This window comes from Campylobacter sp. CFSAN093238 (genome assembly GCF_012898015.1).
Lineage (GTDB): Bacteria > Campylobacterota > Campylobacteria > Campylobacterales > Campylobacteraceae > Campylobacter_D > Campylobacter_D jejuni.
In genome coordinates this window covers 875,854-891,820 of sequence record NZ_CP040611.1, presented here as the reverse complement: position 1 = coordinate 891,820, position 15,967 = coordinate 875,854, and the positions used below count along the sequence as shown (strand labels likewise).

The following is a 15,967-nucleotide window of genomic DNA, read 5'->3' as shown; positions in this document are numbered from 1 at the left end:
ATAAGATAAAAACCTAATCTTATCATATTAAATCATAAAAACAGCTTTTCTTTGTTTTAAAAATAAGCTTTATTTTTCTTTATATATGTTAGAATCATGTGACAAGAAAAATAAAATTTCAATAAATTAAGAGGAGAAGAAAGTGAAGCTCATACTCATAGGATCTTCAACAGGTGGTCCTAATCAGCTTAAATTTCTTTTAAAGGATATTGATGTAAAAAATACTTGTGTAGTTATAGCTCAGCACATGAGTGCCAGTTTTATTCCATCTTTTGTGGGGCAATTTAATAAAGAAGCTTTTAGTGAAGTGTGCTTATTGAACGATAAAGAGATATTAAGCAATAAAATTTATATTTGCCCTAAAAATACTATTTTATCTGGAAATTTAAATATTGTAGCCGCTTGGCAAGATGTGGCTTCAAGCTTTAAACCGAGTGTGGATTTACTTTTTCATTCCGCTGTTTCTTTGGCAAAAACAAATAAAATACTTGCTATTATTTTAACGGGCATGGGAGATGATGGCGCAAAAGGTTTATTTGAGCTTTATAAAACAGGAGTTAGATGTTTATGTGAGAATGAAGCAGATAGCGTCGTTTATGGTATGCCAAAAAGAGCAAAAGATATGAATCCGCATTTAAAACCTATGAGCTTAAAAGAAATTAAAAAAGAAATTGTAAATTTTATTGATCAGGATTAATAAAAGGAAAATTGCATGGAAAAAAAAATAACTCCTAGCGAATTGGAACTTAATGAATTTATAAAAATTATCAACGAAATGAGTGGTATTGATTTAACCGATAAAAAAAATATACTAGCTTTAAAGTTGAATAAATTTCTTGAAGGAACTAATACTAAAAATTTTTCCGAATTTTTGGGAAAATTAAAAAGCAATAGACAACTTAAACAAGAAACTTTAGATTTTGTAACCATAGGCGAAACTTATTTTTTAAGAGAATTGGCTCAATTGAAAGAAATAATTTATTATGCCAAAAGCTTAGAAAAGAGAGTAAATATCCTAAGCGCCCCTTGTTCAAGTGGAGAAGAAGTATATTCTTTGGCATTATTGGCTGCACAGAATTTTATTAAAGATATGTATATTTTAGGCGTTGATATTAATTCAAGTGTGATTGAAAAAGCAAAACTTGGAAAATATCAAGGAAGAACTTTACAGCGATTGAGCGAGAGTGAAAAAAGAAGGTTTTTTTTAGAAAGCGAAGATAAATTTTATACTATTAATAAAAATGAGCTTTGTACTTGTAAATTTGAACTTTGCAATGTTTTTGAAGAAAAATTTTCAAGATTGGGAAAATTTGATATTATAGCTTCTAGAAATATGATTATTTATTTTGATCATGAATCAAAACTAAAACTTATGGAGAGATTTCATAGAATTTTAAATGATAAAGGAAGGCTTTATGTTGGCAATGCTGATTTAATTCCAGAGACTATTTATTTTAAAAAGATTTTCTCTCCAAGAGGTGTTTACTATGAAAAAGTATAAATTCTAAAAATTACTAAAAGTTACACTTTGGAAATTTATTAGTAAAAATAAGTTACATTTTGAAGTAGTTTTCTTTATTTAATGATAAAATAATTTCAATTAATTTTATATTTAGCTAAAAATAAAGGAAAAAACTTGATTGAATTAAAAAATGTAAACAAATACTACGGAACTCATCATGTTCTAAAGAATATTAATCTTTCTGTTAAAGAAGGTGAGAAGCTTGTTATTATAGGTCCAAGTGGAAGTGGAAAAAGTACAACTATCCGTTGCATGAATGGGCTTGAAGAAGTTAGTTCAGGAGAGGTCGTAGTTAACAATCTTGTTTTAAATCATAAAAATAAAATTGAAATTTGCCGAAAATATTGTGCAATGGTTTTTCAGCATTTTAATTTATATCCACATATGACGGTTTTGCAAAATTTGACCTTAGCTCCAATGAAACTTCAAAAAAAATCTAAAAAAGAAGCTGAAGAAACAGCTTTTAAGTATTTAAAAGTTGTAGGGTTGCTGGATAAAGCAAATGTTTATCCAGCAACCCTTTCAGGTGGACAACAACAACGCGTTGCTATAGCAAGATCACTTTGTACTAAAAAACCCTATATTTTATTTGATGAACCTACTTCAGCCCTTGATCCAGAAACCATACAAGAGGTTTTAGATGTAATGAAAGAAATTTCACATCAAAGCAATACTACCATGGTGGTTGTTACACACGAAATGGGTTTTGCAAAAGAAGTAGCAGATAGGATTATTTTTATGGAAGATGGTGCTATTGTGGAAGAAAATATTCCTAGCGAATTTTTCTCAAATCCAAAAACTGAAAGAGCGCGACTCTTTTTAGGGAAAATTCTTAAAAATTAACCAAAATTGAAAGGAGAAAAAATGGTTTTTAGAAAATCTTTGTTAAAGTTGGCAGTTTTTGCTCTAGGTGCTTGTGTTGCATTTAGTAATGCTAATGCAGCAGAAGGTAAACTTGAGTCTATTAAATCTAAAGGACAATTAATAGTTGGTGTTAAAAATGATGTTCCACATTATGCTTTACTTGATCAAGCAACAGGTGAAATTAAAGGTTTCGAAGTAGATGTTGCCAAATTGCTAGCTAAAAGTATATTAGGTGATGATAAAAAAATAAAACTAGTTGCAGTTAATGCTAAAACAAGAGGCCCTTTGCTTGATAATGGTAGTGTAGATGCAGTGATAGCAACTTTTACTATTACTCCAGAGAGAAAAAGAATTTATAATTTCTCAGAGCCTTATTATCAAGATGCTATAGGGCTTTTGGTTTTAAAAGAAAAAAATTATAAATCTCTAGCTGATATGAAAGGTGCAAATATTGGAGTAGCTCAAGCTGCAACTACAAAAAAAGCTATAGGTGAAGCTGCTAAAAAAATTGGCATTGATGTTAAATTTAGTGAATTTCCTGATTATCCAAGTATAAAAGCTGCTTTAGATGCTAAAAGAGTTGATGCGTTTTCTGTAGATAAATCAATATTGTTAGGTTATGTGGATGATAAAAGTGAAATTTTGCCAGATAGTTTTGAACCACAAAGTTATGGTATTGTAACCAAAAAAGATGATCCAGCTTTTGCAAAATATGTTGATGATTTTGTAAAAGAACATAAAAATGAAATTGATGCTTTAGCGAAAAAATGGGGTTTATAATATGAATGAAAGTGTAGGTTTTGTTGAACATTTAAGACAAATTCTTACTTCTTGGGGTTTATATGATGAAAATAGTATAAGCCCTTTTGCGGTATGGAAATTTTTAGATGCTTTGGATAATAAAGATGCTTTTATTAATGGTTTTATTTATACTTTAGAAGTAAGCATTCTTGCTTTGCTTATAGCTACAATTTTTGGAACTATAGGCGGAGTTATGGCTACAAGTAGATTTAAAATTATCAGAGCCTACACTAGAATTTACGTAGAGCTTTTTCAAAATGTTCCTTTGGTAATACAAATTTTCTTTTTGTTTTATGCCTTGCCTGTTTTAGGTATAAGGCTTGATATATTTACTATTGGTGTATTGGGTGTTGGGGCGTATCACGGAGCTTATGTAAGCGAGGTGGTTAGAAGTGGAATTTTGGCTGTGCCAAGAGGTCAGTTTGAAGCTTCTGCGTCTCAAGGGTTTACTTATATTCAACAAATGCGTTATATTATAGTACCTCAAACCATTAGAATTATTTTACCACCGATGACAAATCAAATGGTAAATTTAATTAAAAATACCTCTGTATTGCTTATTGTAGGTGGAGCTGAGTTAATGCATTCTGCTGATAGTTATGCAGCTGATTATGGAAATTATGCGCCAGCTTATATATTTGCAGCGGTTTTATATTTTATAATTTGCTATCCTTTGGCTTATTTTGCAAAAGCTTATGAAAATAAATTAAAAAAAGCACATTTAACGAGATAAAGGGTTGTTAATGGAAAATGTTTTTAATGCGCAAAATATTGAATTTTTAATGCAAGGTTTATTTCTGACATTAAAAATAGCCTTGGCAACTTGTATTATTTCGATTGTTTTTGGAACTTTTTTAGCTATAACTAAAAATTATGGGGATAGATTAAGTAAATTTTTAGCAGCTTGCTATATAGATATTTTTAGAAATACTCCTTTATTATTATGGATGCTTGCAGCTTGTTTTGTTCTACCTGTATTTTTTGGACAATTTCCTCAAGCTTTTTGGGGTACTATAGGATTTTCACTTTATACGAGTTCGGTTATGGCTGAAATTATTAGAGGTGGATTAAATTCTATACCAAAAGGTCAGTTTGAAGCAGCTTATTCTCAAGGTTTTGGTAAATTTTTTACTCTTTTTTATATTATTTTACCACAAACTTTTAGAAAAATAATACCTGCTTTATTATCTCAAATTGTAACCACTGTAAAGGATACAGCTTATTTAGCGGGTTTAGGTATAGCTGAACTTACTTATAATTCAAAAACTATATTGGCAAAACTAACAAGTTTTGAAGAAATTTTAGCGATGATAGGTGTTGTTGCGGGAATTTATTTTATAATATGTTTTTCACTTTCTATGTTGGTAAGATATTATGCCAAAAAGACAGCTTACATTTCTTAAAAAAGCTTATATTTTTATATAAGCTTTTTAAATTTACAGCAGTTTTTAACATTTTTTTTATTAAAATCTTTTGTATTAATTCATAATTTTATTGATTAAGGTTTTTTATGCGAGGTTATAAAATTTTTTCAGGCTCAGCTAATGTCGAATTTGCAAGACAAGTTTCTAAATATCTCTCCCTGCCTTTAAGTGATGCTGGAGTAAAGCGGTTTAGTGATGGAGAGATTAGTGTTCAAATTGATGAGAGTGTACGCGGAAAGGATGTTTTTATTATTCAAAGTACTTGCGCTCCTACAAACGATAATTTAATGGAACTTTTAATTCTTACAGATGCTTTGCGTCGCTCAAGTGCAAATTCAATTACGGCTATTATCCCATATTTTGGCTATGCGAGACAAGATAGAAAAGCAAATCCTAGAGTGCCAATTACTGCTAAACTTGTGGCTAATTTGATTCAAGCAGCTGGGATTGATCGCGTAGCTACGATAGATTTGCATGCAGGACAAATTCAGGGTTTTTTTGATATTCCAGTAGATAATCTTTATGGAAGTATAGTTTTTAATGATTACATTAAAGCCAAACATTTTAAAAATGCTATTATAGGAAGTCCAGATATAGGGGGTGTTGCAAGAGCTAGGAGTGTTGCAAAGCATTTAGGACTTGATATAGTTATAGTTGATAAGCGTCGTGAAAAAGCCAATGAAAGTGAAGTAATGAATATTATTGGAGATGTAAAAGATAAAGAAGTTATCTTAGTGGATGATATTATTGATACTGCTGGCACTATAGTTAAAGCCGCGGAAGCTTTAAAAGAAAAAGGTGCAAAATCTGTTATGGCTTGCTGTACTCATGCAGTTTTAAGTGGAAAAGCCTATGAGAGAATAGCAAGTGGAGTTTTAGATGAGCTTGTGGTAACAGATACTATACCTTTAAAAGAGCAATTACCAAATATTAAAGTATTAAGCGTTACACCTGTTTTTGCTGAAGTAATACGTCGTGTTTATCATAACGAAAGTGTAAATTCTCTCTTTATTTAGATTAAAAAAGCTTAAAGATTATTTTTAAGCTTTTCATTTTTATGCTACTTAAAGAAACAAAAAACATATATTTTTTTAAAAATGTGAAAAAACTAAACATCTTTCTATATAATTTAATCTATAAATCTGCTATTCTTTGAAAATATTTTATTTTCTTAGGAGAAATATGACTCAGTTAAGTACTAAAATTTTATGGTTGTTTGTTGCAACTTTAGGCGCTATTTGTTTTGGTTATTTAGCTTTACAAAATGGCGAAAGTGTATCAGCGATTTATTTGGTGGTTGCTGCTGTATGTATTTATATGATAGGATATAGATTTTATGGGCGTTTTGTAGCTTATAAGGTTTTAGAACTTGATAAAAATCGTGCAACACCAGCACTTGTAGAAAATGATGGGCGTGATTTTGTGCCTACAAATAAAGCTGTATTATTTGGACATCATTTTGCTGCTATTGCAGGAGCAGGTCCATTAGTAGGACCTATCTTGGCCGCTCAAATGGGATATTTGCCTTCTATGCTTTGGATTTTAGTAGGAGGAGTTTTAGCGGGTGCTGTGCATGATTTTGTTGTTCTTTTTATATCTACTCGTAGAAAAGGTAGAAGTCTTGGCGAGATGATTAAGGATGAGATGGGTAAATTTACAGGTGGAGTTGCTATGGTGGCGATTTTTGGCATTATGCTTATTATTATTGCCATTTTAGCTATGGTGGTTGTAAAAGCTTTAGCAGAATCTCCATGGGGTTTATTTACTATCGCAATGACTATTCCTATAGCAATATTTATGGGCATTTATATGCGTTTTATCCGTCCAGGTAGAGTAGGGGAGGCTTCTATAATAGGTTTTGTGCTTTTAATTTTGGCTATTCATTATGGTAGCGTTATAGCTGCTGATCCTTATTGGGCTAAAATATTTACTTTAGAAGCTCCAACTTTGGCAATTGTTATGATGGCTTATGGTTTTATTGCTTCTGTTTTACCTGTGTGGTTTTTACTTGCTCCAAGAGATTATCTTTCAACTTTTTTGAAAATCGGTGTTATTGTGGTAATGGCTGTAGCTATTGTTTTGGTTGCTCCTGATTTACAAATGCCAAAAGCAAATACTCAGTATTTTAATGGAACAGGTCCAGTATTTGCAGGTGGAGTGTTTCCATTTTTATTTATTACCATTGCTTGTGGTGCGATCAGTGGTTTTCATGCTTTGATTTCTAGTGGAACTACTCCTAAAATGCTTGAAAACGAAACTCATACTTTGGCTGTTGGATATGGCTCTATGCTTGCTGAGAGTGCTGTGGCGATTATGGCTTTAATTTGTGCTTGTATTTTACATCCAGGTCTTTATTTTGCTATAAATTCAAGCTCTGCTTTGATAGGAACAGATGTTGTAAATGTAGCACAAACTATTTCAAGTTGGGGATTTAGTATTGCTCCTGAAGAAATTACTACTTTAACCACAAATATAGGAGAGCATACCATACTTTCAAGAACAGGGGGAGCCCCGACTTTTGCTATAGGTGTAGCTTTGATCTTGCATGAACTTTTTGGCGGCGTGGATTTGATGGCTTTTTGGTATCATTTTGCTATATTGTTTGAAGCTTTATTTATTTTAACAGCGGTGGATGCTGGGACAAGGGCTTGTCGTTTTATGGTGCAAGATATATTGGGTAATGTTTATAAACCTTTAGGAGATATTCATAATTATCCAGCTGGACTTTTGGCTACGGCTTTAAGTGTTGCAGGTTGGGGATATTTTCTTTATCAAGGCGCCATTGATCCTAAGGGAGGAATTTATACACTTTGGCCTCTTTTTGGCGTGAGCAATCAAATGCTTGCGGGTATGGCTTTGCTTCTTGCTACAACTATACTTGTAAAAATGGGCAAGGCAAGATATACTTGGGTTACTTTAGTACCTGCGGTATTTGTCTTAGTGGCAACTCTGTATGGAGGAATTCAAAAAATTATGCCTTATGAAGAAGGCAATAAAATAGCAAATGCGGTAAGTCATGTAGCCGCCGTTAGCATACAAAGTCAAAAAATTAAAGATTTAGAATTTAAATTAAATAATACTAAAGATGAAAAAGAAATTTCTACAATTAGAAAAGAAATTTCAATAGCCACTCAAAATAAAGTTGGAAATTTACTTAATGCAATTCTTTGTGTGTTCTTTATGATAGCTACCTTGCTTGTTATAATTTCTTGTATAGGAATTTGCTTAGGTAAAATTAAAATTCCTCTTAAAGAAACTAAGTATATTAAGATTGATGAATTTCAAAAAATTTAAGTATTATTATGAAAAAGCCGAAAGGTTTTTTCATCCCTTGGTGGGACTTTCTAGTTATGATAAGTATTTAGAATACATGAAACAAAAACATCCAGGAAAAATTCCAAAAACCAGAGGGGAATTTTTCAAAGAATGTCTAGATAAAAAATATAATAGTGGCGGTTTAAATAAATGCTGATAAGCTTAAAGGATAAAGTTTTATCATACAAAATAAGCTTTAAGCATTTAAAAAGCCATGAATTCTTTTAAGTTCTTCACTAATAGGTTTTTTCTTTCCATCTCTTGTAACACTTACATAAGTTACTAAAGCCGAAGTTACATTAATGCAAGAAGTACAACCTTGAGAATCCACTCTTTGAGCTGTGACTTCTACTTCAACGCTGATTGAAGTGTTGCCCACATTTACAACTTTAGAGTAACAAGAAATTATATCGCCTATAAAAACAGGTTCTTTAAAAACTACTTTATCCATAGAGATGGTTACAACGCGTTCAGGAGAAAGTTCTCTTGCTGCGATAGCTCCTGCTAAATCGATTTGTGAAAGTATCCATCCGCCAAAAATATTTCCTGCTGGATTTGTGTCACTTGGCATAGCTACAATTTTTAATTTTGGTTCTCCCATATCTCTCATTTTTACTCCTTATTTTAAAAAATGAATTATAATTAAAAAAGTTAAAAAGGAGAATAAAAGCATGAATAATTTTAAAGAAATAGCTAAATTGGTTAGAAAATACAAAGAAAGAAATAATGCGTTATATGAGTTTTTAGACAAAGAAGATGTGGGCGAGTATTTTAGATCTTTGATTTCTTTAAGTGAGTTAAAACAAGATAAGACAACTATGCTAGCCATACTTAGGCGTTTGATTGATTTAAAAGAAGAAAATTTAGTTCAAGAGTGGAAAAAAAACAACTTTAAGGAAGATAAGATTATAGAGTTAAAACATAAGTTCTATGAAGAGGTTAGAAAGTTTTATGAAAAAGAACATCAAAATTTAATTAATGAAATAAAAGAGAAAAAACTTTTAAATAATTTTTATCAGTCCTTAATACAAGGAGTGCATAATATAGGTTTAATTATGAATATTTTTGAAATTTCTTGGACTAAAGAAATTATAGAAAAAAATAATAAAATTTTATCTACTCAATTTCCAAATTTAGATGATGCAATGGAATTTTTACGTAAAAATCATTTATATCAAAAAACTCCAGAAGGAGAAATTTGTGAGCGAAGCTATGGTGTTTTAGTTAGAATAGGAAATTTATGGAAATTTGTTCCTTATGCGAGATTTTTCGAGAATGAAATTTTAAAATTAGAATTTGCTTTTGAAAATATGATTGATCAGCTTAAAATATTTGCTAGCAGCGAAGAGGAAAAAGCTTATATAGAATATTTTGAAAAATTAAAATTAGCGTTTTGTGAAAAAGATGAAGATAGGGTTATAAAAGCTTGGCAAGAAGCTGAATTTGCTTGGATGAAAGTAAAATCACCTTTACAAGTGGGACATCCCTTAGAATATTATGAAGATAATTATACTCATGCGGTGGCATTAGAATGGGATATAAGAATAGAAGATGAAAATGATTTTGATGTTTTGAAATTTGGTAATGAAATTAAGGAAAGTTTTGAACATGTTTATAAAAATATAGGACTTGAAGATTGTGAATTAGAAAAAGAAGTTTTATCTAATATAGAAAAAACTCAACTTTATATTTGCACTCCGATGATATTTTATGGTGCTGAACTTAAAGGTTTATTCTCAGCTCAAGTCGTTCCAAATGATGAGTTTGTAAGTTCTAAGGCGGGCAAAAAAATATTTGCCTTTATAAATTTTGTATATGAAAATGCTAAAACAAAGCCTTTTATGAAAATTTCTAGCGAGGTTTTTGATAAAGAATTTTTGGATTTTGGAAGAAATATTTTATTTTATCAGGAAAAAATTTGGAAAAGGGTTTATGAAGTATCAACTATAGGCCATGAATTTGGTCATATATTTTTTATTGCTAATGATACCGAAAAAACAATGAATCAGAGTGGTTTTTTTAAAAATATAGAAGAATATAAAGCTACTACAGGTGGACTTATAAATTTCTTTTATCATGAACAAGATGACTTGATAATGCCTGTTTTTCATGAACTGATAAAAAGAGCTATTGGACTTATTTCTTGGCAAAGGGTTGATGAAGTTAGACCTTATTATACAGAAGGACTTATTCATCTTAGTTTGCTTTTTGAAAGTGAAGTATTGATTTTTGAAAATAATAATTTGAAGATAAATTTTGATTTAGGGCATTATAAAAAATTTAAAGAACTAACTTTAAAAAATTATCATGAATTAGCAAAACACTATGCTTTAAGACTTGATGCAAAAGAGTTTTTAAGTAGATTTTGTGAAATTGAAGATAATATTTTTCTTCCTATTATGCCTAAGTGTAAAGAATTTGTTAAATTTTATTATGATTTATACGAGAAAATTGGTAATGAAATTGATAATAGTGGAGAATTTGAAAGATATAAGAAAAAATAATAAAGTTTTTTGAAAAAAACTTAAAAAAAGCTGTTTTTTACTTGATATTGTTTTTTAAATATGCTAAAATTAGGCGTTTCAATTAAAACAAAGGAGCTTTTATGACTAAAGCAGATTTCATTTCATTAGTTGCTCAAACAGCTGGGCTAACAAAAAAAGACGCTACTACTGCTACTGATGCAGTTATTTCTACTATTACTGATGTTTTGGCTAAAGGTGATAGCATCAGTTTTATTGGTTTTGGTACTTTTTCAACTCAAGAAAGAGCTGCTAGAGAAGCTAGAGTACCAAGCACAGGAAAAACAATCAAAGTTCCTGCTACAAGAGTTGCAAAATTTAAGGTAGGTAAAAACCTTAAAGAAGCTGTTGCAAAAGCAAGCGGCAAAAAGAAAAAATAAGACTTCGGCTAGATAAATTCTAGCCTTCTTTCTTAATTAATTCAGATATTTTGTATCTTTTATTTACTTTATTTTTTTAAACTTTTATAAAACTATCATTATTAAACAAAAAAGGATATTAAAATTATGAAAGTACATGAAAAAGTAAGTGAGCTTATAGGAAATACTCCTATTATACATTTGAAAAAATTTGGTATCAATGTTTTTGCTAAATGTGAATTTTTAAATCCTAGTCATTCTATAAAAGATAGAGCAGCTTTTGAAATGATTAAAGATGCTTTAGATAGTAAAAAAATTAATCAAGATACTACAATAGTTGAAGCAACTAGTGGAAATACTGGAATTTCTTTGGCTATGATTTGTGCAGATTTGGGACTTAAATTTATTGCTGTAATGCCCGAATCTATGAGTTTAGAAAGAAGAAAAATGATAACACTCTTTGGCGCTAGGTTAGAATTAACTCCTGCAAATTTAGGAATGAAAGGAGCGGTTGATAAAGCAAATGAAATATTATTAAATACTCCAAATTCTTTTATGGTTTCTCAATTTGAAAATATTTCAAATAAAAATGCGCATCGCAAGAATACGGCTTTAGAAATTTTAAGAGATTTGGATAATGAACTTGATATTTTTGTAGCTGGTTTTGGAACTGGCGGTACTATTAGTGGAGTTGGGGAAATACTAAAAGAAAAATTAGAAAAAGTGCATATTGTTGGAGTCGAGCCTCTAAATTCTCCATTGCTTAGCAAAGGCGAAGCGGGAAGCCATAAAATACAAGGAATAGGGGCGAATTTTATACCTGCTATTTTAAATAAAGAAGTTATAGATCAAGTGATCACAGTAAGTAATGAAGATGCTATAAATACAGCCAAAGAACTTGCCAAAAGTGGTTTAATGGTAGGTATATCAAGTGGAGCAAATGTATTTGCCGCAAGTATGCTAGCAAAGAAATTTCCAGATAAAAGAATTTTAACTATGCTAAACGATACGGCTGAAAGATACCTCTCAACTGATCTTTTTGCTTAAGTATAATTATTGAGAATTTAGAAAAATTCTAAGTTCTCTTAAAATTTCTTGTGGATTTAAATCGCTAATTTCTTTATAAAAATGACCTTTTTCATCAATAAGATAAAGCATATTGCTATGTGCTATAGAATAACCCATAAAAGAATCATTTAGATCTATTTTTTGATATTGAACATTATATTGTTTTGTTATTTTTTGAAGAGTTTTTTCATCTTTTGCAATTAAGGCATCTGCTTTTGGGTAAAAGTATCGTAACCATTCGTTTGTATTGCTTAAGTTATTATCTCTATTTGGATCTAAAGAAATAAAAAGAAGGTGAGCCTTAGGATTATTGATTTGCTTTAAGGCTTTGCCTACTAAACTAAGAGTTGCCGGACAAACATCAGGGCAATAAGTATATCCAAAATAGATAATAAGCTTATCTCCTTTAAAATCTTTTAGGGTGGTTTCCTCTTTTAAGTCTGATTTTAAGATAAAATCATAAGAATTTTGATGATTTTTAATAAAAAATATTACACCTAAAATAATGGCAACTATAACTATAAACAAAATAATATTTTTTTTCATTTTTTTAGCTCAAAATCAAAATAAAACCCTATGGGTTTATTATTATCCATAAATTCTACCCTGAAACGCATAGTATCTAAAACGCAAGCAGCAAGAACTATTTTACTTTCATAGTCTGTTGAATTTAATCGATGTATTTTAGGTTTAATTTCGCCCATATACATATTTAATCCATAAATTTTAATTCCTAAGTTGTTATAATTTCCTAGATTTACAATCTTTAGATTTGTAACATCTAAAGATTGTAAGGGTTTGGGATTTAGGGAAATTAAGACTTTTTTATTGTTAAAACTATATGTGCAGTCTTTAACATTAAGATCGCAAGTCAATGGGGTAGAAAAATCAGTTTTTGTTATTTTTTGAGAATCTTTTATTACATAAAAATCAAAAATAATATATAAAATAGCAATAACAAAAGCAAAAGCTAGGATAAAAATAATTTTTCTCATTAATTAAAATTCTTTAGAATCAATATTTTTTAACTCTATGGTTTTGTGATTATTAAATTTTAAATCTAAATTTACCTTCGTGTCTTTAATAATAGGTTTTTTTAGTTTTAAAAGCATTATATGGTAACCTCCAGATTTAAGCTCTGTGCTTGAATGAGCTTTTATAATAATTTCAGGAATTTTTTGCATCATCATTTTTCCATCTTTATGTATATGTGTATGCAGTTCACTGACTTCACTGATATCGCTTTTGGCACTTATTAGAGCAATATCCTTATTAGTATTATTAAAAATAGTAAGAAAAATAGCACTATTTTGCGCATGAGGTGGAGTTTGTTTTACAAAGGCATTTTTTACCTCTATATCATTAACAGCCCAAAGATTTACAGCAAAAAGAGCACCTAAGAGAAGAATTTTTTTCATATTGTATCCTTATTTTTATAATATTAAATATTTGTTCATTATATCAAAAAATATTTTTATTTGAATATAAAATTTTGAAAATTTTTCAATGTGTGTTACCTGTTTGAAAATTTTTTTGCATAGTAACATCAAAATCAAAGAAAAAACCAGTTGGAGCATTATTGTTTAAAAATTCAACCCTAAATCTAGAATCATCGGTAATGCTTCTACCTATAAAATTTATAAGAATATCACCATTAACTATATTAAATTTAGGAATGATATCGCCTATATAGGAATTTAAACTATAAATTTTAATCTTTAAATTAGAATAATGAGGAAAATTCTTAATTTTTATAGTAGTTTTATTGAAAATTTTTATAGGTTTTGGGTAGGCTGAAACTTCAATATTTTTTTTATTAAAAGAAAAAACACAATCTTGTAAATTTAAGTCACAAGTTAGAGGTTGGCATGTATTTAAGCTAAATATACTTTCTTTTTATCATATAATGTATAAAAAGCTAAAAACAAAATGCCTAAAAAAGACATTCCTATAAAAAAATTTCTTATCATTATAGACAACCTTTTAAAACAAGCCTTTATGATTTGTAAAAATTATATCATAAATAAGGCTGCATTGTTAATATAATTAATATTTTTTAAGAAAAAAAATATTATAATCACAAACATTTTTGACTTAAAAAATTTGAAATACCTAAGGAAAAACATTGTTAAAACGACTTGCTTTATTAATTGCACTTTCTTCATTGATGTTGCATGCCTCAGATCTTGTTAAAATTTATCTTAATCAAGGATTAGATGCTGTTGGTGTAGCGATTGAAAAAGAATTAACTCAAAAGGATTTTTGGTTAAGTGAAATAGGAGATAAAAATATTTCACTTGGATACTATGATGATAATGTTGCTATCGTGCTTACAAATAAAACAGATAAAATTCTCCGTGTTTATTCTTACGAGGACGGAAAAATAAGAAAAGATTTTGAACAAAAAGAAATAATAACTGGATTAATGGGTGATAAAAAAATAGAAGGAGATTTGAAAACGCCAGTAGGTTTTTATGAGTTAGGCCGTAAGTTTAATCCAGGTGATCCTTATTATGGTCCCTTTGCTTTTGCCACAACTTATCCAAATTTACTTGATAAAGTACAAGGAAAAACAGGTGGTGGTATTTGGATCCATGGCTATCCTTTAGATGGTTCTAGACTTGATGAATTTAAAACAAGAGGGTGTATTGCTTTATTTAATAATAATTTGGAGAAATTTGCAAAAGTTGTGCAAGATAAAAAAGTTTTTGTTATGACAGAAGAAAAAGAAAAAATTAGAGCTAAAAAGGATCAAATCGCTAGTTTATTGGCTGATCTTTTTACATGGAAACTAGCTTGGACAAATAGTGACACTAATGCCTATTTAAGTTTTTATGATGAGCAAGAATTTAAACGTTTTGATAAAATGAAATTTGAACAGTTTGCTTCCATGAAAAAATCTATTTTTTCTCGTAAAGAAGATAAAAAGATTAAATTTTCAGATATTAATATCAGCCCTTATCCGAATTTAGAAAATGAAACTATGTATAGAATTTCATTTTATGAGGATTATTACACTAAAAACTATCAGTTTAGAGGCGATAAAATTTTATACGTTAAGATAGATAGTAAAGGTAAAATGAAAATTTTAGCAGAGCAATAAATGTCTTTAATAAAAATTGATCAAAAAGCTTATGAATACAATTTAAGACATATTGCTAAAAAAATAGGGAGTTTTCAAAGATTAATTTGTGTTTTTAAAGATAATGCATATGGACATGGAGCTAAGCTTTTAGCTCCATTAGCCAAAAATTTAGGAGTTTCTTTTGTTGCTGTTAAGAGTGAAGAAGAAGCTCGAGAAATCGAAGAATTTTTTGAGAATATATTAATACTATCACATCGTCCTCATGGTAATGAAAATTCTCGATTTATTTATGCTTTAAATGACATTTCTCAAGTAAAAAATTACAAGCAAGATATAAAAATACATCTAAAAATAGATACAGGCATGCATCGCAATGGAATTTGTGTAGAAAATTTAGAGCATGCTATAAATCTTATTCAAGGTAGTGATTTAAAACTTACTGGAATGTTTACACATTTTGCTAGTGCAGATGAAATGGATGGAAGTTTTTTTGTTCAAAAAGAAAATTTTCAAAAAGCTAAAAAGATAGTAAAAAAATATTTTTCAAATTTATTATTTCATTCGTATAATTCTGCAGCATTATTTAGAGGGAAAATTCCTGAAGATGAATATTGTAGAGTTGGGCTTGTTCAATTTGGATATGGGGATTCAAATTTAAAAAGAGTTTTAAGTTTGTATGCTCATAGATTAAGTCAAAGGATTTTACAAAAAGGACAGAGCATAGGATATGGAGGCATTTTTACTACTGCAAAGGATATGGAAGTAGCAACTTATGATTTGGGTTATGCCGATGGTCTTTTCCGTTACAATGGAAAAGGGGAGTTGGTGCTTGGAAATGGAAAAACAATGCTTGGAAAGATGTCAATGGATAGTTTTTCTTGTGAAAATTCTGGTGAGGAAATTTGCGTGTTTAAAGATGCTGATATTTGGGCTGATTTTTTTCATACTATTAACTATGAAATTTTAGTAAAATTAAATCCTAATATTCAAAGAGTTCTAGTATAAAT

The 15,967-nt window shown here is 29.5% G+C and carries 18 protein-coding genes and 1 pseudogene; 14 read left to right on the top strand and 5 right to left on the bottom strand.

Annotated features, from left to right (window positions below):
- Positions 1-142: 142 nt before the first annotated feature.
- The 9 genes from FBF21_RS04670 to kcuS all read left to right on the top strand — a co-directional run bounded on the left by FBF21_RS04670 (position 143) and on the right by kcuS (position 8,083).
- Positions 143-697, top strand: coding sequence for a chemotaxis protein CheB (locus tag FBF21_RS04670; RefSeq protein ID WP_002853263.1), 555 nt, complete (start codon positions 143-145; stop codon positions 695-697).
- A 15-nt stretch (positions 698-712) separates the two neighbouring features.
- A complete protein-coding gene (locus FBF21_RS04665; RefSeq protein WP_002853285.1) occupies positions 713-1,501 on the top strand; it encodes a CheR family methyltransferase in 789 nt (262 codons plus the stop codon).
- Between the two features lie 135 nt (positions 1,502-1,636).
- Positions 1,637-2,365 carry an amino acid ABC transporter ATP-binding protein gene (locus tag FBF21_RS04660; protein WP_002853259.1) on the top strand — a complete coding sequence of 243 codons (729 nt, stop codon included), beginning with the start codon at positions 1,637-1,639 and terminating at the stop codon, positions 2,363-2,365.
- Between the two features lie 21 nt (positions 2,366-2,386).
- On the top strand, positions 2,387-3,166 hold the full coding sequence (gene peb1A, locus FBF21_RS04655; RefSeq protein WP_002865903.1) for a bifunctional adhesin/ABC transporter aspartate/glutamate-binding protein PEB1a: 780 nt from the start codon (positions 2,387-2,389) through the stop codon (positions 3,164-3,166).
- A 1-nt stretch (position 3,167) separates the two neighbouring features.
- Positions 3,168-3,920 (top strand): amino acid ABC transporter permease, encoded by a 753-nt coding sequence (locus tag FBF21_RS04650; protein WP_002853332.1) that lies wholly within the window; start codon positions 3,168-3,170, stop codon positions 3,918-3,920.
- Positions 3,921-3,930: 10 nt separating this feature from the next.
- Positions 3,931-4,590, top strand: a complete 660-nt coding sequence (locus tag FBF21_RS04645) for an amino acid ABC transporter permease (protein ID WP_002853290.1) — start codon at positions 3,931-3,933, stop codon at positions 4,588-4,590.
- A gap of 107 nt (positions 4,591-4,697) precedes the next feature.
- Positions 4,698-5,627 carry a ribose-phosphate pyrophosphokinase gene (locus tag FBF21_RS04640; RefSeq protein WP_002853293.1) on the top strand — a complete coding sequence of 310 codons (930 nt, stop codon included), beginning with the start codon at positions 4,698-4,700 and terminating at the stop codon, positions 5,625-5,627.
- A 166-nt stretch (positions 5,628-5,793) separates the two neighbouring features.
- Positions 5,794-7,905 (top strand): carbon starvation CstA family protein, encoded by a 2,112-nt coding sequence (locus tag FBF21_RS04635; RefSeq protein WP_002918468.1) that lies wholly within the window; start codon positions 5,794-5,796, stop codon positions 7,903-7,905.
- Positions 7,886-8,083, top strand: a complete 198-nt coding sequence (kcuS, locus tag FBF21_RS04630) for a KCU-star family selenoprotein (protein ID WP_002870165.1) — start codon at positions 7,886-7,888, stop codon at positions 8,081-8,083. The genes FBF21_RS04635 and kcuS overlap by 20 nt, the downstream gene beginning before the upstream one ends.
- Before the next feature lie 39 nt (positions 8,084-8,122).
- Here the strand turns inward: kcuS and FBF21_RS04625 are convergent, their stop codons facing one another.
- Entirely contained in the window at positions 8,123-8,536 is a 414-nt protein-coding gene (locus FBF21_RS04625) for an acyl-CoA thioesterase (protein WP_002853544.1), read from the bottom strand.
- Positions 8,537-8,597: 61 nt separating this feature from the next.
- On the opposite strand from FBF21_RS04625, the gene ciaB reads away from it, so the two are divergent.
- From ciaB to cysM, 3 genes are all read left to right on the top strand, one after another.
- The gene (gene ciaB, locus FBF21_RS04620) at positions 8,598-10,430 is read left to right on the top strand and encodes an invasion protein CiaB (RefSeq protein ID WP_002854020.1); all 1,833 of its coding nucleotides are present in this window, start codon (positions 8,598-8,600) and stop codon (positions 10,428-10,430) included.
- A gap of 101 nt (positions 10,431-10,531) precedes the next feature.
- On the top strand, positions 10,532-10,828 hold the full coding sequence (locus FBF21_RS04615; RefSeq protein WP_002859562.1) for an HU family DNA-binding protein: 297 nt from the start codon (positions 10,532-10,534) through the stop codon (positions 10,826-10,828).
- A 126-nt stretch (positions 10,829-10,954) separates the two neighbouring features.
- Positions 10,955-11,854, top strand: coding sequence for a cysteine synthase B (gene cysM / locus FBF21_RS04610; protein WP_002860543.1), 900 nt, complete (start codon positions 10,955-10,957; stop codon positions 11,852-11,854).
- Positions 11,855-11,860: 6 nt separating this feature from the next.
- On the opposite strand, the gene FBF21_RS04605 is transcribed toward cysM, so the two are convergent.
- The 4 genes and pseudogenes from FBF21_RS04605 to FBF21_RS04590 form a co-directional block, all read right to left on the bottom strand.
- On the bottom strand, positions 11,861-12,421 hold the full coding sequence (locus tag FBF21_RS04605) for an SCO family protein (protein ID WP_002859560.1): 561 nt from the start codon (positions 12,419-12,421) through the stop codon (positions 11,861-11,863).
- Positions 12,418-12,870, bottom strand: a complete 453-nt coding sequence (locus FBF21_RS04600) for a hypothetical protein (protein WP_002852445.1) — start codon at positions 12,868-12,870, stop codon at positions 12,418-12,420. Before FBF21_RS04600 ends, FBF21_RS04605 begins: the two co-directional genes overlap by 4 nt.
- Before the next feature lie 3 nt (positions 12,871-12,873).
- Positions 12,874-13,293, bottom strand: coding sequence for a copper chaperone PCu(A)C (locus FBF21_RS04595; RefSeq protein WP_002852580.1), 420 nt, complete (start codon positions 13,291-13,293; stop codon positions 12,874-12,876).
- Between the two features lie 85 nt (positions 13,294-13,378).
- A pseudogene (locus FBF21_RS04590) lies at positions 13,379-13,845 on the bottom strand (hypothetical protein).
- A 155-nt stretch (positions 13,846-14,000) separates the two neighbouring features.
- Between FBF21_RS04590 and FBF21_RS04585 the strand changes: the two are divergent.
- Together FBF21_RS04585 and FBF21_RS04580 are read left to right on the top strand one after the other, a co-directional pair.
- Positions 14,001-14,978: a murein L,D-transpeptidase family protein gene (locus FBF21_RS04585; protein ID WP_002870168.1), complete on the top strand. Its 978-nt coding sequence runs from the start codon at positions 14,001-14,003 to the stop codon at positions 14,976-14,978.
- Positions 14,979-15,965, top strand: a complete 987-nt coding sequence (locus tag FBF21_RS04580; protein ID WP_002870169.1) for an alanine racemase — start codon at positions 14,979-14,981, stop codon at positions 15,963-15,965.
- Positions 15,966-15,967 lie beyond the last annotated feature (2 nt).